Origin of the sequence: Maribacter zhoushanensis (assembly GCF_029350975.1) — a bacterium.
GTDB classification, from domain to species: domain Bacteria; phylum Bacteroidota; class Bacteroidia; order Flavobacteriales; family Flavobacteriaceae; genus Maribacter; species Maribacter zhoushanensis.
In genome coordinates this window covers 1,265,488-1,287,744 of the sequence record NZ_JARKMR010000001.1, presented here as the reverse complement: position 1 = coordinate 1,287,744, position 22,257 = coordinate 1,265,488, and the positions used below count along the sequence as shown (strand labels likewise).

At 33.8% G+C, this 22,257-nt stretch carries 20 protein-coding genes; 6 read left to right on the top strand and 14 right to left on the bottom strand.

Going from position 1 to position 22,257, the window contains the following annotated elements; translation table 11 throughout:
• Nucleotides 1-26: 26 nt before the first annotated feature.
• On the bottom strand, nt 27-419 hold the full coding sequence (locus tag PXD56_RS05555) for a hypothetical protein (RefSeq protein ID WP_276492324.1): 393 nt from the start codon (nt 417-419) through the stop codon (nt 27-29).
• A 403-nt stretch (nt 420-822) separates the two neighbouring features.
• On the opposite strand from PXD56_RS05555, the gene PXD56_RS05550 reads away from it, so the two are divergent.
• Nucleotides 823-1,200, top strand: a complete 378-nt coding sequence (locus PXD56_RS05550; protein WP_276492323.1) for a DUF1456 family protein — start codon at nt 823-825, stop codon at nt 1,198-1,200.
• 44 nt (nt 1,201-1,244) lie between these two features.
• Here the strand turns inward: PXD56_RS05550 and PXD56_RS05545 are convergent, their stop codons facing one another.
• From PXD56_RS05545 to PXD56_RS05530, 4 genes are all read right to left on the bottom strand, one after another.
• On the bottom strand, nt 1,245-1,580 hold the full coding sequence (locus PXD56_RS05545; RefSeq protein WP_276492322.1) for a hypothetical protein: 336 nt from the start codon (nt 1,578-1,580) through the stop codon (nt 1,245-1,247).
• 355 nt (nt 1,581-1,935) lie between these two features.
• A complete protein-coding gene (locus PXD56_RS05540; RefSeq protein ID WP_276492321.1) occupies nt 1,936-2,271 on the bottom strand; it encodes a hypothetical protein in 336 nt (111 codons plus the stop codon).
• 232 nt (nt 2,272-2,503) lie between these two features.
• Nucleotides 2,504-3,697 carry an ADP-forming succinate--CoA ligase subunit beta gene (sucC, locus tag PXD56_RS05535; RefSeq protein WP_036152884.1) on the bottom strand — a complete coding sequence of 398 codons (1,194 nt, stop codon included), beginning with the start codon at nt 3,695-3,697 and terminating at the stop codon, nt 2,504-2,506.
• A gap of 151 nt (nt 3,698-3,848) precedes the next feature.
• Nucleotides 3,849-4,487: an LON peptidase substrate-binding domain-containing protein gene (locus tag PXD56_RS05530; protein WP_276492320.1), complete on the bottom strand. Its 639-nt coding sequence runs from the start codon at nt 4,485-4,487 to the stop codon at nt 3,849-3,851.
• A gap of 152 nt (nt 4,488-4,639) precedes the next feature.
• Here PXD56_RS05530 and lysA point away from each other — a divergent pair, with 152 nt between their 5' ends.
• The 3 genes from lysA to PXD56_RS05515 all read left to right on the top strand — a co-directional run bounded on the left by lysA (nt 4,640) and on the right by PXD56_RS05515 (nt 9,188).
• Complete coding sequence (gene lysA / locus PXD56_RS05525) at nt 4,640-5,878, top strand: diaminopimelate decarboxylase (protein ID WP_276492319.1); 1,239 nt, start codon at nt 4,640-4,642, stop codon at nt 5,876-5,878.
• Nucleotides 5,879-5,938: 60 nt separating this feature from the next.
• Entirely contained in the window at nt 5,939-6,472 is a 534-nt protein-coding gene (locus tag PXD56_RS05520) for a thioredoxin family protein (protein ID WP_276492318.1), read from the top strand.
• 133 nt (nt 6,473-6,605) lie between these two features.
• Complete coding sequence (locus PXD56_RS05515) at nt 6,606-9,188, top strand: M1 family metallopeptidase (protein ID WP_276492317.1); 2,583 nt, start codon at nt 6,606-6,608, stop codon at nt 9,186-9,188.
• A gap of 63 nt (nt 9,189-9,251) precedes the next feature.
• Here PXD56_RS05515 and guaB read toward each other — a convergent pair whose 3' ends face one another.
• From guaB to PXD56_RS05480, 7 genes are all read right to left on the bottom strand, one after another.
• Nucleotides 9,252-10,724: an IMP dehydrogenase gene (guaB, locus tag PXD56_RS05510; protein ID WP_276492316.1), complete on the bottom strand. Its 1,473-nt coding sequence runs from the start codon at nt 10,722-10,724 to the stop codon at nt 9,252-9,254.
• A gap of 142 nt (nt 10,725-10,866) precedes the next feature.
• A complete protein-coding gene (locus tag PXD56_RS05505; protein WP_276492315.1) occupies nt 10,867-13,338 on the bottom strand; it encodes a TonB-dependent receptor domain-containing protein in 2,472 nt (823 codons plus the stop codon).
• Nucleotides 13,319-14,686 carry an HTTM domain-containing protein gene (locus PXD56_RS05500; RefSeq protein WP_276492314.1) on the bottom strand — a complete coding sequence of 456 codons (1,368 nt, stop codon included), beginning with the start codon at nt 14,684-14,686 and terminating at the stop codon, nt 13,319-13,321. Before PXD56_RS05500 ends, PXD56_RS05505 begins: the two co-directional genes overlap by 20 nt.
• Nucleotides 14,686-15,819, bottom strand: coding sequence for an imelysin family protein (locus PXD56_RS05495; protein ID WP_276492313.1), 1,134 nt, complete (start codon nt 15,817-15,819; stop codon nt 14,686-14,688). Before PXD56_RS05495 ends, PXD56_RS05500 begins: the two co-directional genes overlap by 1 nt.
• A gap of 94 nt (nt 15,820-15,913) precedes the next feature.
• Nucleotides 15,914-17,149 (bottom strand): DUF4856 domain-containing protein, encoded by a 1,236-nt coding sequence (locus tag PXD56_RS05490; RefSeq protein WP_276492312.1) that lies wholly within the window; start codon nt 17,147-17,149, stop codon nt 15,914-15,916.
• Nucleotides 17,150-17,291: 142 nt separating this feature from the next.
• Entirely contained in the window at nt 17,292-18,161 is an 870-nt protein-coding gene (locus PXD56_RS05485) for a hydroxymethylglutaryl-CoA lyase (protein ID WP_276492311.1), read from the bottom strand.
• A 53-nt stretch (nt 18,162-18,214) separates the two neighbouring features.
• The gene (locus tag PXD56_RS05480; RefSeq protein WP_276492310.1) at nt 18,215-18,805 is read right to left on the bottom strand and encodes a LysE family translocator; all 591 of its coding nucleotides are present in this window, start codon (nt 18,803-18,805) and stop codon (nt 18,215-18,217) included.
• Nucleotides 18,806-18,921: 116 nt separating this feature from the next.
• Between PXD56_RS05480 and PXD56_RS05475 the strand changes: the two genes are divergently transcribed.
• Nucleotides 18,922-19,329 carry a Dabb family protein gene (locus PXD56_RS05475; RefSeq protein ID WP_276492309.1) on the top strand — a complete coding sequence of 136 codons (408 nt, stop codon included), beginning with the start codon at nt 18,922-18,924 and terminating at the stop codon, nt 19,327-19,329.
• Nucleotides 19,330-19,404: 75 nt separating this feature from the next.
• On the opposite strand, the gene PXD56_RS05470 is transcribed toward PXD56_RS05475, so the two are convergent.
• Together PXD56_RS05470 and PXD56_RS05465 are read right to left on the bottom strand one after the other, a co-directional pair.
• Entirely contained in the window at nt 19,405-20,451 is a 1,047-nt protein-coding gene (locus PXD56_RS05470; protein ID WP_276492308.1) for a quinone-dependent dihydroorotate dehydrogenase, read from the bottom strand.
• A gap of 58 nt (nt 20,452-20,509) precedes the next feature.
• Nucleotides 20,510-20,956 carry a hypothetical protein gene (locus tag PXD56_RS05465; protein ID WP_276492307.1) on the bottom strand — a complete coding sequence of 149 codons (447 nt, stop codon included), beginning with the start codon at nt 20,954-20,956 and terminating at the stop codon, nt 20,510-20,512.
• A 75-nt stretch (nt 20,957-21,031) separates the two neighbouring features.
• On the opposite strand from PXD56_RS05465, the gene pepT reads away from it, so the two are divergent.
• The gene (gene pepT / locus PXD56_RS05460) at nt 21,032-22,255 is read left to right on the top strand and encodes a peptidase T (protein ID WP_276492306.1); all 1,224 of its coding nucleotides are present in this window, start codon (nt 21,032-21,034) and stop codon (nt 22,253-22,255) included.
• The last annotated feature ends 2 nt before the right edge of the window (nt 22,256-22,257 follow it).

Genomic DNA, 22,257 nt, shown 5'->3' with positions numbered 1-22,257 from the left:
CAATGATTGTTTAAACTCTAAAATATTTATTTAGAAAAATAACTTCTGATCACCCGTTCTCCTTGCGCTTGATCCCCAGAAAAATGAATATCGTATAGAAAGTTTCTAATTACCTTTTGCGGTAAACCCAGCGATATCCCTTGCCGGTAAGATGCTCTTATCCATTTAAAATGACTAATACATAAATTTTTATCACGTAAAGCGGTTTTGTAAAATTTTAAAACCCTACTCTCACTTGATACCGGAAGAATGAAAATTTCTTGTTCCTCTATATACGCATCAACAATATCTTGATCCAACCCCAGCTGTTGACTAACACAGCAAATGAAATCATATTCTACTTCATCTAGACCGCTATTGACCATTGAGGATTGAATCATGCCAGATATTATCTTTAATTTCACATTTTCTTTCCCCATACGCTTCAATTTTTAGATGGTCATTATCATTTAAGAATCATTCTTGTTATAAAATTTTATTATATATTTTTTTTAAAAACAGTACCCGCCTTTAGGTTTAGCGTTCTTTAAATATAATTATATTGAAAGAATATTCCTACAAATAAAACATTTAAAATTCATAAATATTATGTTTTACGATATGTCTTGCGGAAAAATCGACGAATAACAATAAACCAAGAATATATAATTGCTCTCTTTTAAGGCTTTAAACAAATGTTGAATTTTCATTCTTAAAAATCAGTTTCAAGTACAGAGACTGTTAGTTCTTAATGTAAATAGATATATTCACCAATCTATTAATAGTACACAGCAACTATCAGGTCATATTTTTGTAATAACTTGCAATCCTTAAATTTGCTCTATGACAAATAATGATATTTTCAAGAAACTAAGAGTTGCCTTAAAATTTAGAGATGATCAAATTGTAGATATTTTACAGCTTGTAGATTTTAAAATTTCTAAAAGTGAATTAGGTGCTTTCTTTAGAAATGAAGACCATCCTAATTATATGGAATGCGGTGACCAAGTACTACGCAATTTTTTAAACGGATTAGTTCTTCATTTACGCGGAACAAAGGAAGAACCAAAAATACCAGGCGAAGTTTTATTGGCTATGGGTACCAGTACCAAAAGACCGACCCAAAAAAATAATGACAGAAAAGATTTTAAAACAAAGCAAATGAACAAGGTAGATACCGCCATTAGCTCTGTGAAGTATAAAAACAAGAAAAAATCTTAATACACATCTGTGTATTAAGATTTTTTAATGGCATAATTGAATAATTAAGCCTCTATTCGCACAGGAATGGTATATACTTTACCCTCCTCTACGTCTGCCAAATTAACTTTTTGATAGTTTAATTTGCCTTTGACAAAACTTTCCATTTTATCAAATTTAGAATTCACAGATAACACAACGATTTCCCCGTCTGCATTCAAAGTAAAACGAACCTGGGCTGTTAAATCGTTATGTTCTTCAGAGAAATTATTCTCCGTTAACATTTCTGAAATCTGTGTTGAAAGATTTTTTGAAGGGTTTTCACCTTTTACATCGTTCGCTAATACATTACCTGTTGCAAGTAGCATTGCAGCTACGACTACTAAACTTAATTTTCTCATGACTTTTTGTTTTTTACCTCAGTTTTTCTGAAGTATGACTATTAATTGATTGATGATGAATTACTAAAAAGACGATTGTAAAATAAGAATGTTACAATTTAAACTCATTTTAACAACTCTTTAATACTAATTCCTCAATTATACAGCTCAAAATTAAAAATACAAACCATTAAAAAAACACCTTTCCATAGTCTTAACCATTATTTCATTTCGGTAACACAAAGTATAGATTAACCTCAAAATTGATTACGATTAATTAAGATAGCATACACCTTAAACACATAATACATTATTATTTTACAAAAAAAAGAACGCTTAAAAAGCGTTCTTTATAAAATGGTAAGTAGTAATTCTACTAGTCTACTATTTCAATTGGAATAACATAAACTAAATCTCTATTGCCTGGTTCAAGATTTTTAAAATCGATACCGTTCTTCAAAAATTCTTTTAAATGACTATTGGAAGACTTAATTGATAGTAACCTGTACATGCCATCTTCCGCGACTGCAATTTTAATTTCAGCTTTAGCGCCTCTTATTTGAACGGGTATATCCTCATCGGCTAACATATCATAAATCTGAGCAGTTATCCATTTTGTTCCCTTATCCTCTTTAGACTCTTTATCATGAGCCGTAACAGTTCCAATCCCAAATGCTAGCATTGCGATTAAAATAATTTTGACTTTCTTCATAGTATATATATTTAAGGTTTGAAATTAGACACATATATTGCGTATACTACAAAATAACGCATTCAAAATGTTAATATGATAATTTTAACATCTATTTAATATTATATTAATAAAATATGCAGTTTTATATACTATAAACTACATATTCTATAATACTAAGAAAATTAAGGGCAAAAAAAAAAGACCACTCCAATAGGAGTGGTCTTTAAAATGTATTGAAAGTGAATTGGTTTTAAGCCAATACCTCTTTTACTTTATCTGCAGCTTCTTGGAACTGTACAGCAGATTGTACTGCAAGACCAGAATTGTCAATAATCTCTTTTGCCAATTCAGCATTAGTACCTTGTAATCTTACAATGATCGGCACTTTCATTGAATCGCCCATATTCTTGTATGCATCAACAACACCTTGTGCTACACGATCACAACGAACGATACCACCAAATATGTTAATTAGAATTGCCTTAACGTTAGGATCTTTTAATATAATTCTAAACGCCTCTTCAACTCTTTTAGCATCTGCAGTACCACCAACATCTAAGAAGTTAGCTGGTTCTCCACCTGCCATTTTAATTAAATCCATAGTTGCCATTGCAAGACCTGCACCGTTAACCATACAACCAACGTTACCGTCAAGATCTACATAGTTAAGACCAACTTCTCTTGCTTCAACTTCAATAGCGTTCTCTTCTCTAAGATCGCGCATTTCTGCATATTGCTTTCTACGGTAAAGTGCATTATCATCAATAGAAACCTTAGCATCAACAGCCATGATCAAATCATCAGATGTTTTTAATACTGGGTTAATTTCGAACATATTAGAATCACTTTCTACGTATGCTTTATATAATGACGCAACAAATTTTGTCATTTCTTTGAACGCAGTACCTGAAAGTCCTAAATTAAAAGCAATCTTTCTTGCTTGAAAACCTAACAATCCTGTAGCAGGATCAATTTCTTCTGTAAAAATTAAATGTGGAGTGCTTTCTGCAACTTCTTCAATGTCCATACCACCTTCCGTAGAATACATAATCATATTCTTACCGGTAGCTCTGTTTAGAACAACAGACATATAGAATTCACTAGTTTCGCTTTCACCTGGGTAGTATACATCTTCTGCTACCAATACTTGGTGTACTTTTTTACCTTCCGCAGAAGTTTGCGGTGTAATTAAGTTCATACCAATAATCTGGTTTGCAATCTCTTCTACCTCTTTTAGGTTTTTGGCTAATTTTACACCACCACCTTTACCACGACCACCTGCGTGTACTTGCGCTTTAATAACGTGCCATCCCGTTCCGGTTTCAGCAGTTAATTGCTTTGCAGCCTCAACAGCCTCTTTTGCATTCTGGGCAACTATTCCTCTTTGGATGCGCACCCCAAAACTTGCTAATATCTCTTTTCCTTGATATTCGTGAAGGTTCATATATATGGTGAATTTAAATGTTAAGCAAAAATAGGAAACAGGAAGTAATTATTTAAAAATACTGAGGATTAATTAGAACAACTACTATAATTATCTAGATAATAACACAAAACTATAAGAATACGATTCATTTTTTCAGTCCAAAAAAGGCTTAAATCTCCAAATCTTTAAAATCTAATGGGTCAAAATTTTTAAAATGACCATTTAGCTCTATCGTTTTTTTGGTTCTGTTTATTTCTGATAAGACCGTAATTGTAGATGTTAAGTGTAAACCTATAAAATTAAGTCGATCGTTTTCTGTAGGGATCTGCAATAACTGATACTCTTGCTCAAAAGACAATCCTATTTTATGTGCTAGGGTAAAACTATTGAACTCATCAACATTGAGTTTGGTGTACGACACCTCCATTATATCATATAACTGTTTTATACCATTAATAATAGTTTGTTTTTTCTCCTTTGATGCTTCATAATCGTATTCCAACAACTTTACAATACCGCCAGCGTACAACTTGTTCTCCATTACATTATCAAAAGCCAGCAACTTAAATACTTGTCTTGCTACACAAACCACATCCATCTCTCCGCTTTCATAGGTAGTAACTACTTCTACCAATTGTACCTCAACACCATATTCCATCTTATTATTAATGTAAACAGGTATACCAAATGTAATAGCTTCGTTTCTACAATCTTCGATTAATTGTTTGTACCGATCTTCAAAAACATGAAGTGGCACCGTTTCACCTGGAAAGAAAATAGACTGCAAAGGAAATAATGGTAATCTCATGTGCTAAATGTACAAAGAGCTTTATTTAGCTCCAAAATAATTAAAACACCAACATGTTACAAATATCACAATTTGTTATTTTTACTATTATTATGTTATTATTTTTTGCTCTTGATCATTTAGAAAAGTAAATTCGCTAAAAAATAGATAGCATGAGAAATGAGGATTTATTGCAAATCGCAAAAACCTATGGTGATCCGGTCTATGTTTATGACTCGGAAAAAATAGTTTCACAGTTCAATAGATTGACCAAAGCATTTGGTTCTGTAAAGAAATTGAAACTTAATTATGCTGCAAAAGCACTATCTAACATTACCATTTTAAGATTAATGAATAGTCTTGGTAGCGGTTTAGATACCGTTTCTATTCAAGAAGTACAATTAGGACTATTAGCTGGTTTTAAGCCAGAATCAATCATATTCACTCCTAACGGAGTTTCTTTAGAAGAAATAGAGCAAGCTGCTAAATTAGGAGTTCGTATCAATATAGATAACCTATCTATTCTAGAACAGTTTGGTAGTAAACACCCAAACATACCTGTATGTATTAGAATTAATCCGCATGTTATGGCAGGTGGTAACTCTAATATATCCGTTGGTCATATAGACTCTAAATTCGGCATCAGTATTCATCAGATTCCACATTTGCTTCGCATTGTAGAATTAACGAAAATGAACATCAACGGTATACATATGCATACCGGTAGTGATATTTTGGACATTGATGTATTCTTATATGCATCTGAAATCTTATTTGATACGGCACGTAATTTTAAAAATCTAGATTTTATAGATTTTGGTAGTGGTTTTAAAGTACCATATAAAGAAGGTGATATTGAAACCAATGTTGAAGAACTAGGTAAAAAACTAAGTACTCGTTTTAATGAGTTCTGTAAAGAATACGGTAAAGATTTGACCTTGGCTTTTGAACCAGGTAAATTTTTGGTAAGTGAAGCCGGTGTTTTTCTTGCTAAAGTAAATGTGGTTAAACAAACGACTTCAACAGTTTTTGCAAGTATAGATTCTGGTTTTAACCATTTGATCAGACCTATGCTTTATGGAGCAACACATACTATTAAAAATATCTCTAACCCAACAGGAAGAGAACGTTATTACTCTGTAGTCGGCTACATCTGCGAGACAGATACTTTTGCCAGTAATAAAAGAATAAACGAGATAACCGAAGGGGATATTCTTTGCTTTAAAAATGCAGGTGCATATTGCTTTACCATGGCAAGTAACTACAACTCAAGATTTAGACCACCAGAAGTTCTATGGCACAAAGGAAAAGCAATTCTTATACGTGAAAGAGAGAATTTTGAAGATTTAATTCGCAATCAAGTAGATGTAAAAGATTTGTTCAGTGTTAAACAAACTGCTAAAGTGAAATAAAGCAATTAAAAATACGTTAGTTTTGGTATAATAGTTGGACTAAACACTCAAAATAAACTCATGAAGACGTATTTATCTTTTTCCAAATCAATTTTATTTTTAGCCGTACTTTTTGTTTCGGCCGCAAGTTATGCACAAGAGGTAAATTGGATTTCTTGGGATGAAGCTGCTGCATTATCAACAACGGATGAAAACCCTAAAAAGGTCTTTATTGATGTGTACACAGACTGGTGTGGATGGTGTAAGAAAATGGACAAGGATACTTTTCAAAATCCTGAAGTAGCTGCCTATATGGAGGAGAACTACTATATGGTAAAGTTTGACGGAGAAGGTAAAGACCCTATTGAATACAAAGGGAAAACATACAAATTTGTACCATCAGGTAGAAAAGGATATCATGAATTTGCTGCTGCCTTAATGCAAGGTAGACTTAGTTACCCAACTACTATTTTCTTGGACGAAGAATTAAATATGCTTTCGCCAATACCTGGATATCAAAAACCTGAGCCATTTTTAGAAATAGCGCGTTATTTTGGTAGTGATATTTACAAAGAAAAAGATTGGAAGGCTTACACTGGCGAAGCTGGTAAGTAAAAATAAACTATTTGGCTTTTATATTTATAATCGCCATTTCATAAATATATTCTCATTTAGAGTTATACGCTGTACAAAAATTGGAAAATATTTTCCAATAAAGTACTTTCACCACAGCATATAACTCTATTTTATGAAAAAGCTTTTTTTCCTTTGCTTCTTAACAACACTTTTCTATTCTTGCAACTCTAAAGACAAGCCTTTATCAACTGTAGAAATAGGTGTTTCAGAAGAGCTGGCCAACCACAGATTTTCTCAAGTTTCCAATGTTCATTACGATCTAAGTTTTGAAATACCAAATGAACAGAAAGCTTCTATACCCTCTAAACTAGTGTTAGATTTTGATTTAAATCAACTTCAACAGCCTGTTTACCTAGATTTTAAAGAAGATTCCTCAAAAATAAAATCTGTACATATTAATGGTACCGATGTAACTATTCTTCATAAAAATGAACACATCATTTTATCTAAAGAATTTCTGGTACAAGGGAAAAACAATATCGTAATTGATTTTGATGCAGGCGAGCTTTCTTTAAATAGAAACGAAGATTTTTTATACACCCTATTGGTTCCGGATAGAGCAAGAACACTATTCCCTTGTTTTGACCAACCTAATATTAAAGGCGTTTATACACTTAGCATCACAGCACCAAAAGACTGGCAAGTTTTATGTGGTGCTAAAGAAATAAAACAAACACCACAAGGTGAATATACTAAACATAATTTTGGTGCTTCTGACCAAATGAGCACCTACCTATTCTCATTTGTTGCAGGTAAATTTCAATCAAAGACCAAGAAACCGTTTGATATGGATATGACCCTATTATACCGTGAAACCGATACTACCAAAATTAAATATAGTCTAGATTCCATTTTTGACCTTCATCAGCAATCCCTATCATTTTTGGAGACCTATACAGCTTATCCATTTCCATTTCAAAAAATGGACTATGCAACTATACCCGGGTTTCAATATGGCGGCATGGAGCATGTGGGAGCCATACAATATAGAGAAAGCTCACTCTTCTTAGATGAGAGTGCTACCGCCAACAGAAAACTTAGCCGCGCAAAACTAATTGCACATGAAACATCTCATATGTGGTTTGGAGATTTAGTTACCATGAATTGGTTTAATGATGTTTGGATGAAAGAGGTATTTGCCAATTTCATGGCAGATAAAATTATGAATCCCGCTTTTCCAGATATTGATCATCAGTTAGCTTTTATGATTACCCACTACCCTAATGCTTACGGCGAAGACAGAACACTAGGAACAAACCCTATTCGTCAAAATTTAGAAAACCTCAACAATGCAGGCTCCCTATATGGCAGTATTATTTATAATAAGGCACCCATAATGATGCGACAACTTGAAACTGTACTAGGCAAGGAAAAGTTCAAAACAGGTATCCAAGAATATATTAAAACCTTTGCTTTTAAGAATGCCGTATGGGGAGAACTAATTGATATTCTTGACAAAGAAACTACTACTGACATGGTTGCATGGAGCAATGTTTGGGTAAATAATTCAAGTAGACCCATTTTTAGTAATGCTATTGAATATGATGCCAATAATACAATCACATCATTTAAACTATTACAAAAAGCAGAAGATAAAACCGATCATTCATGGCCACAAACATTTGAAGTGCTATTTCTTTATCCTAACAAAACAAAAACGTTAACCATTAACATGATAGGTAATGAGTATGTTCTTGATGAAGCTGTTGGCTTGTCTAAACCAACTTCCATAATTTATAATTCTAATGCCGAAGGTTATGGCGTATTCCCTGTTCAGGAGGAAGATCTTAATATCATACCTGCTTTGAAGGATCAAGTAGCCAGAGGTTACGCTTATATAAATGTATATGAGAATATGTTAAATGGTAGTATAACTCCTGATGCAGCGATTAAGCTATACGCTAAAGGCTTAACAAATGAAAAAAATGAGTTATTGATCAATCTCATATCTAGGTACACAACATCCGTTTTTTGGAAATATTTATCTGCCGAACAACGACTTTTTTATCAAAATGAAATTACTAAACAAGTATGGTCTAAACTACAGGAAGAATTACCTGCCAGTATTACAAAAACACTATACTCTACATATGCCTCTATAGGCTACACCAATGAATCATTAGATAATTTATACGGCATATGGAATAAGGATATAACTATTAATAATTTAAAATTAAATAACGATAATTATACTGAATTAGCTATGGATTTAGCCTTATACGGACATCCTGAAAGTGAAAACATCTTAAAAACAGCGGAGCTAGCTATCAGTAATAAAGACAAATTAAATAGATTTCAGTTTTTACTCCCTTCCCTATCAAAAGACATTGAAACTAAAAATACATTTTTTGAATCTTTAAAACTCGAAAAAAACAGAGCTAAGGAATCTTGGGTAGTGAATGCAATGAATAATTTAAATCATCCTTTACATCAAACCACATCTATTGAATATTTAAGACCGAGCATAGAACTGTTGGATGAAATTCAAAAAACGGGAGATATCTTTTTTCCGAAACGCTGGTTAAGTGGTACAGTAGGTAATTATACTTCGCCAGAGGCTTATAAAATTTTAGAGAATTTTCTAGAGGAAAATCCTGATTTAAAACCTTCTCTAAAATCTAAAGTTTTACAAGCTTCAGATGATCTAAGAAGAGTTCAGCTTTTACAGAAGCAGGTGGATACCTCTTTAGACTAAATTTTAAGACATAAAAAAAGAGGTCTTTTAGACCTCTTTTTTTTTAATATACTCTTAACCTTCTTATCTACTATAATTAGGACTTTCTTTTGTAATGGTAACATCATGCGGGTGACTTTCATTAATACCGCTTGCCGTAATTTTAACGAACCTACCATTATCTTGTAAAGTAGCAATATCTTTTGCCCCACAGTATCCCATTCCAGCTTTTAAACCACCAATGAACTGATGAATACTTTCGTATAACTCTCCTTTATAAGGAACACGACCAACAATACCTTCAGGTACCAATTTTTTAATATCATCTTCAACATCTTGAAAATAACGGTCCTTACTACCTTGCTTCATAGCTTCAACAGAACCCATACCACGGTAAGACTTAAATTTTCTACCTTCATAGATAATCGTTTCTCCCGGAGATTCTTTTGTACCAGCCAAAAGTGAACCTAACATTACGGTATCAGCACCTGCAGCAATAGCCTTAGGTATATCTCCAGTATAACGAATTCCACCATCTGCAATTACCGGAACTCCAGAACCTTTTATAGCCGCTGCAACTTCTAATACTGCAGAAAATTGAGGAAAACCAACACCTGCTACAACCCTAGTAGTACAGATAGAACCAGGTCCAATACCAACCTTAACTGCATCTGCACCTGCATCTACTAAATATTTTGCTGCTTCTCCCGTAGCAATGTTACCCACGATAACATCTAATTCAGGAAATTTCTTTTTTACTTCTTGTAATACGGAAACCACACCTTTTGTATGACCATGGGCAGTGTCAATAACTACTGCATCTACACCTGCATTAACTAAAGCTTCTGCTCTATCAACAGCATCGGCGGTAACACCTAATGCGGCGGCAACACGTAAACGACCATATTGATCTTTGTTGGCGCTAGGTTTTTGGGTAAGTTTAGTAATATCTCGGAATGTAATCAAACCTACCAATTTGTAGTCTTTATCTACTACAGGTAGCTTTTCAATTTTATGTTGTTGTAAAATATCTTCTGCTTCTGACAGTGAAGTCCCTTCTGCAGCTGTTACCAAATTTTCAGAGGTCATTACCTCAGAAATAGGTCTTTCATTATTTTTTTCGAAACGTAAATCTCTATTGGTTACAATACCTAATAGTTTACCATCTGCATCAACAATAGGAATACCACCAATGCTAAACTCTTTCATGTTGGCCTTAGCATCTTTCACTTTAGAATCAAGTGGTTGTGTAACCGGATCTAAAATCATTCCGCTTTCAGCTCTTTTTACTTTTCTGACCTTCATTGCTTGCTGCTCAATGGTCATATTCTTGTGCAACACACCTATACCACCTTCTTGAGCCATGGCAATTGCCATTCTAGACTCCGTAACCGTATCCATCGCCGCCGATATGATTGGTACATTGATTGTAATATTTCTTGTGAATTTTGTCTGAATACTTACTTCTCTTGGAAGCACTTCAGAATATGCAGGTACTAATAATACGTCGTCGTAAGTTAGACCTTCTCCTAGAATTTTATTTTGATGGGCTTGCATAGCAATTAAGGATTTAATTGCGTGCAAATATAGTGAATATAGTTGGTATATCTATATTTTACAAAAGCTTAGCAAAACCTTCACATTACCGAACCTAAATTAAAATAACGACTACTTTAATAACCTTTAATACTAAATCAGTTTAAAACTTAAATTGTAATGTCGTGTAAAAAGTTCTTGGCTCTGAAGGAATAATACCGGGACCAGGATACCCAGTAGCTCTTCTGGTAAAATAGCTATTGTCCAAGACATTATTTATACCGGTTTCCAACTTATAATTTTTATAGGTGTACGACAACGAAAAATCTAAAATATCATATGCCGGAATTTCTCCTTCAATACCACGTTGATTATCATTGATATCTTGAGGCGCATTGGTTGCATCTGTATATTGACTTGACAAATATGTATACTGCAAACTACCTAATATATTACCATAGCCAAAATTGATTCCGGTTTTTAAATTTACATCAGGTATAAACTCTACTTTGTTGCCTTCTACATTGGTTTCTTCTGAAGACAAATATTCAGAATTGGTCAGCGCTAAGTTCAAGAAATAATTTAGTTTCAACTTATTACTAGCAGGAAGAAATGTTTCCTTAATACTCCAATTCGCAAAACTTTCTATACCGTACATCAAAGCAGTACCAATATTACCTCTAAAACGTATTATACTACCAGTTTCTACCTCTTCACCCAAAGCATTTATCTGTGTTTCACTTTTTAAAATCTCACCCAATCTATTGTCATACAATAAACTAAACGCACTTACATCATAAGATAACACATTTTTATACCTACCTCGAAAACCTATGTCTGCTGTATAGCCATCTTCATCAGAGATGTTTTCATCTACTTGAAAAGAAGGGTTAACCACTCGTATATCACTAAAAGTTACCGATCTATAGTTTTGAGAAAAATTACCATAAAATTCAACACTTGAGTTTAACCTATAGGTAGCACCTAAACCTAATAACAAGAAAGTTCTATCAAAGACCCTGTTATCTTCTACTTCTTCATTCAAAAGTGGATTATCTGCTAAATCGAGCACAATATTCTTATAACTACCAATACTTTCTGTTTTAATATGCTCTAATCTAAAACCAGGTGTCAAAGTAAATTTTGGACTTACATTAAAGATATTCTCTCCAAAAAATGCCAAATTTGAATTTGGAAAATTAAATTCAGATTGCCTTTCGTAATTTGGAAACTCATCATCTGCAAAATTAAAGTCTGCATTTGTAGCCGTTGTACCCGGGCCTTGCCTTTGATCATTGTCAGTTCTATAGATTTTTGCACCTAACAATAATGCAGATTCAGTATCACCTAACTTATACCTAGACAGCAATCTTGCCTCTGCACCCCAGTTTTGAAAATTATCAACCAATAACTCACGTGGCTCTTCTAAATCATCTGGTTGAGATACTCTATTAGTTCTAAAACCTAAAGCACTTCTAGAAGCATCTAAACCGAATACATTTAAACTAAAATCCATTTTTGAAGAAAACTTATGATCTAAACGTAAGGAGTACAATTTCCAATCAATATCGAACCAATTTCTCTCCCTATTACTAAAAGTAGGATCTTCTATAAATTGGGCATCTGTTAGACCACCTGGCTGTTGCGCTAAATAATTAAGAAATGTGGTCTCAAGAGTAAGTTTCGTTTTATCAGAAACCTGATACCCTATGTGTGCAAAATAATTTCTACTATTGTAATTAGAATTTGGTCTAAAACCACTGCCCTCTTTATAATTAAAATAGGTGTAATAACTTATTTTACCTACTGTACCACTAAGGCTATTGAACGAAGTTTTTAAATCATAAGACCCTACCGTTTGCCTGCTTACCCATTCTATTTCTTTATTAGGATTAGGCTTCTTGAACTTAAAGTTTACCAAACCACCAAATTGAGTTCCGTATTGCAAGGAAGCCGCCCCCCTTACTACCTGAATTTCTTCTAGAGCTTCAGCAGGTGGTGTATAATAACTTTCAGGATACCCTAAAACATCTGCACTAATATCGTATCCGTTTTGTCTAGTATTGAAATTGGCCGTCCTATTTGGATCCAAACCTCTTCCACCAATATTTAATTGAAGACCTGCATCACCATTGTCATAAATATTTAGACCTACTACTTGGCTATATATTTGCCTAGGGTTATTTGCCGCTAGGTTACCAGTAATGCCCTCTAAAAGTACCACCTCGCTCTTTTTACCTGCATAAATTGCAGTACCTTCTACTTTCTTTAATTGTTTTAAAGCAAAAACCTCTTCTCTTTTCTGAATTAAAACTACTTCTGAAAGATTGTTGACTTTTAAACGTTGCAATGTTACGTTAAAGGTAACGTTGTCATTTAAGACCACATCCTGTTCTAAAATTTCAAACTCATAGGCAAATACAACAATGGTGTAGGTACCTGCCACCAAACTTTCTACTGAATAGTAACCATCTGAATTTGTAGTTTCTAAACGCTCTAATTCTTTAATGTACAATTCTGCATCAGAAACAGGTGTGCCATCTTCATCGGTTATTTGCCCAGAAATATTAAACTGCCCAAATACTGGAAATGCTACTAATAATAAAAGCAAATAACTAAATTCCTTTAATTTCATCTTTAAATGGTATTATCCAATTTTTGTGTAAAAAAGATTCTTTTTGTTTCCCTAAATCTATTGTAGGGTCAATATATGACGTACTTAACCTACCGTTTAAACTCACTTGGCAATCTACATATACTTGCACGTTATTATGCCCATCTGCTTCAAAATGATTTTTTAAAAAATGAGCATATTCCAAAATAAAATCTGGTTGAAATGCCATTTGCTTTTCTTGCAGCGGAGTAATAAAATCTGTGTTGTCTACGTAGAACCATCTACCTGATTCTCCATCAACAATTTTAAACTGAGCATAGCCAGACTTTTCCATTAACATTACCCTCCATGAAAAACGATAACCTTCTTCTGTCCAAAACAACTCACCCGGATACAAAAGATATCTAAAGGGTATAGCTAGTTGCAGGCAAAAAAATAGGGTTACTATTATATACTTCATCTTGACTTTAAATGCAGACAACTCTTTAAACGTCTTTTGATTGTAAAACTTACTACTATCTATATGAAGCACTTTAGACAAATACGTTAAAAACTTAGAGTGAAAACTTTCATCAAAAAATATCAATGTAGAAATTATCATTACATAAGGGAACATACCTATGGGGAACAAAACCCTGGTCAACACATGAAACACTACAACCATTACAAAGGCATATGGTCTAGTTTTCTTATATAATAATAAAAAGGGAATGGTAAGATCGTACAGTGCCCCAGACCAACTAAATACGTATTGTACCCATTCTTCACTTAGCAAATTTCCTATTAGAGGAATATCAAATTTAGAGGGCAACCAAATTTTTAAGGGCATAGCGTTAAATAGCCAATCTGAATTTAATTTTGCCAAACCAGCATAAAAATAGACGATACCTAAAAGTAATTTAATACTATCTATTGTCCATCTTGGAATGTAATGAAATGATTTCTTAGGATTAAAATATGCATCTAAAGAATAGCTGGCGTTTGCCGGAAGAAATATCATTAAAAAGCTAAGAACACTTATAAAGTAGTAATGGTTTAAATAGGTTGTTTTATCCATAAGCTCTATGTAGGTAAAGCTCAAAAAGAAAATAACTATACTTAATTTATATCGATAACCGAGAGACACTAATAGAGCAGCCAAACCACAAATAACAAAAATAAGGTAGGTATAAACACCCAATGGCTTCACCCACTCAAACCCGTAATATGAGAAAAAAAGTTCTGGTTGAACATATAATTTATCGATCCAACCATAGCTCCAAAACCGAACAATACTAAAAAGCATCATCAGACCAAATAAAATACGAAAGACCGCCAAAGTGGCGGTCTCTACGGGAGCTTTAATATATTTCTCTATCAACGATTCCATTAATCACCATCAGCATCAACAAAATCAATACTAATACTCATAGCAGAAACCATATCTACCTTTAACATAGGTACTGCTTTTTGTACTTCATCATAAGCTAAAAGCATAGAAGTAGGAGGATTATTATTCTCAATCTCTGATCTAAATGCCGAAAGATCAAGTATCATATTTTCTGCCGTATTGAACTGATCGTTAAGTAGAGCAGACAAGTCTTCTCCGTTTTTTAAAGTGTTCAATGCATCTAGATAAGATGCTAAACTTTCTCCTTCTTCTGATGAATTAAAATGTTTACCATTAAAAAAATCTTGAACTGCCGTTAATGCCTCTAAAAACAAATCATTAGAAATTGTACCTTCATAATATGCCTCAACATTTCTAGGTAAGGTACTACCGGAAAAAACACCTAAGGGAATACCCATTTTACCTGCTCTTAAATACTTCTCATAATAAAAGATGTAATCATTTACCATACGATCTACAGATGCAGTAGATGAAGCCCCATCGTTAGCAACAAATGTATCTCTGTAACCATTTGTCCAATCAGACACTACAGTTGCAGTCAAAGATTGCATATCCAATAAAACATCTTCAGTGTACTGTAAGTAAGCCTCTTGATCATTACCGCTATAGAAAGCAAGTATATCTGTATCGTTATCGCCCAAACCATTCAATAGGTAATCTAAAGCAGGAAAGCCTTTAGCACTTCTATTAGATGATAAGGACAAATCATAACTACCGGTAGTTACAAATCCATCAATCTTTTCATTATCCGTTGGATAAATATTCATATTCAATTGAAAACCTACAGTTTCAGCAGGTCCAATTTCAAACATTTCTACATGCTGCCAAGATTTATAGGCATTAAGCCATGACGCACGCAGCGCATCTAAATTACTTTCATTCACATCTGCCTTGAACGTATTAAATGAATTTACTAAACCATCCATATCTGCAGTAAATGCCGCGTAAGATGGAATAATAATATTATCTGCCCAATTGATAAGCATGGCGCTACGCTCAAAAGAAACATCTTCATTCTCTTCTGGTATCATCACCTCTTCTTCTGCAGTACTATCACTAGAACATGCCCATACTAAGGTCATAATAAACAATGCCCCTATTACCTTCTTCATACCTTATTTTTATTTATTCTAATTAAATGCAAAAATAAATAAAGCAATCCAATCTTATTAGAATGAATTGCTTTATTTAACTTTTTTTAAAGAATTATTCAGCAGCTTCAGCTACCGTAAAATCAAATTGTGCGGCAATATCTTCAGAAATCGCATCAAGTGTTGCAGCTTCTACATTCCAAAGTCCATTTTCACCATCTGCCAATAACTGAGTTAAAAAAGCATCGACCTCTTCTTTAGAAAAATACGGCTCTGAAGAATTAGGCTGTCTTGTAAATTGTAAGCTGTAAATAAAACCATAAGCCTCAGAAAGTGCATGGAAAGCTCCACCAACATTCGGAGTTTCTCCTTCTAACTTTGTTTTACCATTTTGCAAATAATAAATAGCTCTAATTGCAATGACCTTTGAAATGTTCTCCTTAATAATTTCTGCCTGTGCATTTCTAACATCATAATCTTTAGCAACAATGGCTGCACGACCTAATTTATAGGCTTCAAATATATCATCAGCAATACCTTCAAAGTCTGAATCTGCATTGGCACGTTCTATATACTCGTTCAAAAAACTATCTGCACCTAAATCAGCATTAGGGTTTGCTTGATCAGCATTTAAGCCATAAGCATAGCCATAAGCTTCATCCCATTTATGCTCCATGGTTGTATAATCTTTACCTTCTTCAACTACATCGGCATCATTATTAGCTACGTTGTCTGCCTCGTCTAACACCGCGGTACTTAAATAGTTGTTCAATATCTGATCCGTCATTAAGCTACCTATTAATGATTTCGCAAATAATTGGTTATACTCCAACCCATTAGCGTTTACATAACGTGTACTTTCACCGTCAGCCAATTGACCTGCTTGACCCGCTGCAGCGGCAACCTCCCAATTTGGATATACATCTGCAACTTGAGCACTTATAAACCCTTCAAGATCAGCACGAATTATTGCTTGATCAGTTGCATTTGTAGAAAAATAATCTGCAGAAGCAGCAACTTTACTACGAAGACTTTTATCAGACTCATTTAATGCAGTTTCTTCAAAATCAACTTCACCTTCAATATGAGCAAACATTCCATTTAATTCATCAAAGGTTTTTGTTTGAATGTTAAAATTTGATAAAAGCTCTTGCCCCATTTTTATTCTCGTGGTTTGCCCGTCAAAACTAACCGTTGAAGCTCCGTTTCTAGTAAACACATAAGAATCTGGTACTTCAAAATCAACAAAACAATTATCACATGGTGAAAGCTCTAAGCTATCATCCTCAGAACTACATGATGTAAAAGCCAAACCAGCAACGGCAATTATTGCCAAAAAGAATTTATTCATTTTAATATCAATTTTTATTTAGACTTGTTTCAAATAACTATGCAAACCTATAACATGTTTTCAAGCTAGGCAAGCTTATCTATAATAAATCTAAATAAAATTAACAGAAAGATATTATAAGGCTGATTTTTAAAACAGTATCTTAATGATATGCTGTAAAAAGCTCGGTAGCTTTATTAAAAGAAGCCTCAAAAGTCATCCAATTAACTCCAGCATCAGCCTTCTCAGAAGTAAAATACGAAAGCATTTTTTCAGTAGGCATATTGCCCGTTAAGTCATCTTTTGCCATTGGACAACCACCAAAACCTTGTATGGCACCATCAAAACGTCTACAACCAGATTCATAAGCGGCAGCAACTTTTTCATGCCACTTGGTTGGGGTTGTATGCAAATGTGCCCCAAATTCGATATTTGGGTATTTGGGAATTAGATTTGAGAACAAATAAGAAATAGTTTCTGGATCAGATGATCCAACGGTATCTGAAAGTGACAAAATTTTAGCTCCCATTTTCGCAAGTTTTTCTGTCCACTCACCAACAATATCTACATTCCAAGGATCTCCGTAAGGATTACCGAACCCCATAGATATATAAGTTACCACCTCTTTATTGGCAGCATCGGCTAAATTGAAAATTTCTTGTAAAGTTTCTACAGATTGTGCTATGGTCTTATGAGTATTACGCATCTGAAAATTCTCAGAAATCGAAAAAGGGAAACCTAAGTAATCAACTTCTGCATGAGAAACCGCATCTTTGGCCCCACGTACATTTGCAACTATAGAAAGTAATTTAGAATCTGTTTTTGACAAGTCTAATTTTGCTAAAACCTCAGCCGTATCTACCATTTGTGGTATTGCTTTTGGAGAAACAAAACTCCCGAAATCAATAGTATCAAATCCGCAGCCTAATAAAGATTGAATATACCTTACCTTTTCATCTGTTGGTATAAACTGTTTAATGCCCTGCATGGCATCTCTAGGACACTCTACTATTTTAATTTTTGAATTAGACATTTCGTAAAAATACGAACTCTAAACAAGTATCTCGTATTAATACTTCAAATAAACTATCCAATTAATAAATAAATCGCAATACCGATGAAGACTATAACCTGACCCCACTTTAACACAAACCCTGTTCTTTTATTAGCAGATAAAAAAGTTGATATCTTTCCTGATAATATAGCTATACCACCAAAGACAATGGATGATACCATAATAAAGAGAAAACCAAGCGTATAGAATTGAATTATAGTACTTAAAGAATCTGAAAATAGAAATCCCGGAAAAAAAGCTAGAAAAAAAATAGTCACCTTAGGGTTGAGTACATTCATAATAAAACCTTGACGATATAACCGCAAATAGCTTTTCACATTCTTAGTTTCGCCTTCAATAGAAATCACATCTCCTCCCCTATATACCATGATTGCCAAGTATACCAAATAAGCGGCACCGAATATTTTAATAAAATTAAATATGGCGGGATTATTTTTAATGAGCGCTGAAACCCCAAAGGCCAATAATGTAGTGTGGACCAAACAGCCGGTCATTAAACCTGCAACAACAGCCAATCCGTGTTTTTTACCATTACTGATACTTTGTATAAGTACAAAAATATTATCAGGCCCTGGTGAAAGTGCCAGAACAAAGGTTGCCATTGAAAAAGCCAGTAAGATTTCGTAATTCAAGCTTTAAGATATTAGTTCTACCCGAAAAGTACGAATAACCGTGTATTACACCTATTTTTAATATCTTGTTTAAAAATCTACACATTATGAAAATCAAAGTACTTGTATTACTAATCAGTATTTCATTTATCTCCAACGCTTTTGCAACAACAGATAAAAACATAACCTCAACAGCAATGATCAAGAACGATAGTCTTTTAAGACATACTGTATTTTTTAAATTTAAAGAAGGAACAACAGCTGCACAAATTAAAAAAGTAGAAGATGCTTTTAGCGCACTACCGTCTAAAATTGAACAGATCAAAAGTTATGAATGGGGCTTAAACAATAGTCCAGAAGGGCTGAACAAGGGCTTTACACATGCCTTTTTTCTAACTTTTAACAGTGAAGAAGACCGTGCTATTTATTTACCTCACCCAGACCATAAGGCATTTGGAGCGGTATTGACTCCGTATTTAGATGATGTATTTGTGGTAGATTATTGGACCAAATAATAAAACAGATAACAACTAAAAAAAAGCCCTTGCACAAATAGTACAAGGGCTTTTTTTTAAATTTAAATATATCTGTTAAGCATTAGCTGATTTATCTAAAAGAGCATTGTTTATCTCCTTAACCAAGGCAGGACCTTCATATACAAAGCCCGTCCATAATTGAATTAAATCTGCACCAGCTTCTAATTTCTCTATGGCATCTTCAGCAGAATTAATACCACCAACACCAATTATTGGGAATGCTTTGTTACTCTTGTCCGCCAAAAAGCGAATAACTTCTGTACTTCTATCTTTCAAAGGCGCACCACTTAGTCCACCGGCTTCTTCGGTAATTAAAGCATGAGATTTCAAATTCTCTCTAGCAATAGTCGTATTAGTTGCAATAACACCGTCAATACTAGTATCGCTCACAATATCAATAATATCTAACAATTGACTATCGGTAAGATCCGGTGCTATTTTTAATAGAATTGGTTTACGAACTGTCTCTTTGCGCTTACTTAATTTAGCATTCTCTAATTGAAGTTCATTTAACAAAGCTGTCAATGGCTCTTTATCCTGTAATTCGCGTAAACCAGGTGTGTTTGGCGAACTAACATTTACTACAAAGTAATCTACATGATCAAAAAGGGCATCAAAACATATTAAATAGTCTTTGATCGCTTCATTATTAGGTGTTACTTTATTCTTACCAATGTTACCACCTATAAGTACTTTATGCTTTTTCTTTAAATTCTCAACAGCTTCAAAAACGCCGTGGTTATTAAAACCCATTCGGTTAATAATAGCCTTATCTTCTTTTAAACGGAATAATCTCTTCTTTGGGTTGCCATCTTGAGGCTTAGGTGTCAATGTACCTATTTCTACGAAACCGAATCCGAAATCTGATAACTCGTTATACAAAACAGCATTTTTATCAAAACCGGCCGCCAAACCAACCGGATTCTTAAATTTTAGTCCAAAAAGCTCACGTTCTAAACGTTTATCTTCAACAACGAACATAGATTTAATAAGACCAGACAGTCCTATTTTTGAAAAAAACTTAATACTTGAAAAACTAATGTGATGAACTTTTTCTGGGTCAAGAAGAAATAAAAGAGGTCTAATAAAAAGCCTGTACATGTATATATTTTAGAAGCCCCAAAAATACAAACTGTAAATGAGAAAGCTAAGCAATATTTTATCTGTTTTTATTAGATATGCTATCACCATATACAGCAGGGGTTACAATATATGCCGACCTTGAAGCATCTTTACACAAAGACAAGTATAATTCGTATTGATTAGAGTTAAATAAGGCTAACATCTTTTTATCCATCATCTCTTGGACCCTAGCCATACTATCCATAACAACTTTATACTTATCCGCTAATTGGCGTAGTTCCGTAACATTACTTTGAGGGTGTTTACTCTTAACTTCCGCCAAATCATTATTTAAAGCTTCATTACGAAGTTTAACATCTGCACTAAAGCTCTCTAGTTTTGCCTTTTGCATATCATTCAACTGAAAAATATCTGAAATTATAGAATCGCTTGTTACACCAACCCCAAGAATACAATCTGCCTGCGCATTTACATTTGTAAAAAATAAAAAAGAAGCCAATACTACTAGACACCTAAACTTCATCAACATTGAATTTATAGAATATTACGTTTACTAAATTACAATATATAAGCTTATTTTTGATAAAACACATTTAGCATGCAGCATATTATAGACCGCTTCATTAGTTATATTACTATTGACACGCAAAGCGATTCATCATCTGACACCACACCAAGTACTGAAAAGCAATGGAATTTAGCCAATAAATTAGTTGATGAATTACGCGCCATAGGCATGACAGATGTTACTATAGATGATAATGCATATATTATGGCAACATTGCCCTCTAACGTTGACCATGAGGTACCAACCATTGGTTTTATTTCTCATTTTGATACTTCTCCAGATTTTAGCGGTACCAATGTAAATCCGCAGATTATCAGAAATTATGACGGTAAAGATATTGTTCTGAACAAAGAAAAAGACATCATTTTATCATCCTCCTATTTTGATGATTTACTACAGTATATAGGTCAAACCATAATTACTACAGACGGCACAACACTATTAGGTGCAGATGATAAGGCAGGTATTACAGAGATAGTAACCGCCATGGAATATTTGATCAACAATCCTAAAATAAAACATGGACCTATTAGAGTTGGCTTTACTCCTGATGAAGAAATTGGCCGTGGTGCCCATAAATTTGATGTTGAAAAATTTGGGGCTGCTTGGGCATATACTATGGATGGCAGCCAAATTGGCGAGTTAGAATATGAAAATTTCAATGCCGCGGGAGCAAAAATTACCGTGAAAGGTAAAAGTGTACACCCAGGTTATGCAAAAGGAAAAATGGTAAATGCCCTTTTAATTGCAAATAAGATTGTAAGTGATTTACCAAAACATGAAGTGCCAGAAGAAACCACTGGTCGTGAAGGCTTTTTTCATGTGCATCATTTTGATGCAGAAATAGAAAATGCAACCGTAGAACTTATCATTAGAGATCACGATTTAAAGCATTTCAATAAACGCAAAGAGTTGGTACAAGATATTGTCAAGAAATATAATAATGAGTTTGACAATTGTATTGAACTAGAATTAAATGACCAATACTTTAATATGAAAGAAAAGGTAGAACCTGTTTTTCATATTGTAGAAACCGCCAAAAAAGCTATGGAAGAAATTAGCATAAAACCAATCATAAAACCTATTAGAGGCGGTACAGATGGTTCTCAACTAAGTTATATGGGCTTACCCTGCCCTAACATTTTCGCTGGCGGACATAATTTTCATGGAAAGTACGAATATGTGCCCGTTGAGAGTATGCAGAAAGCGGTAGAAGTAATTGTACGTATTTGTGAGTTAACGGCAAATCAGTAATG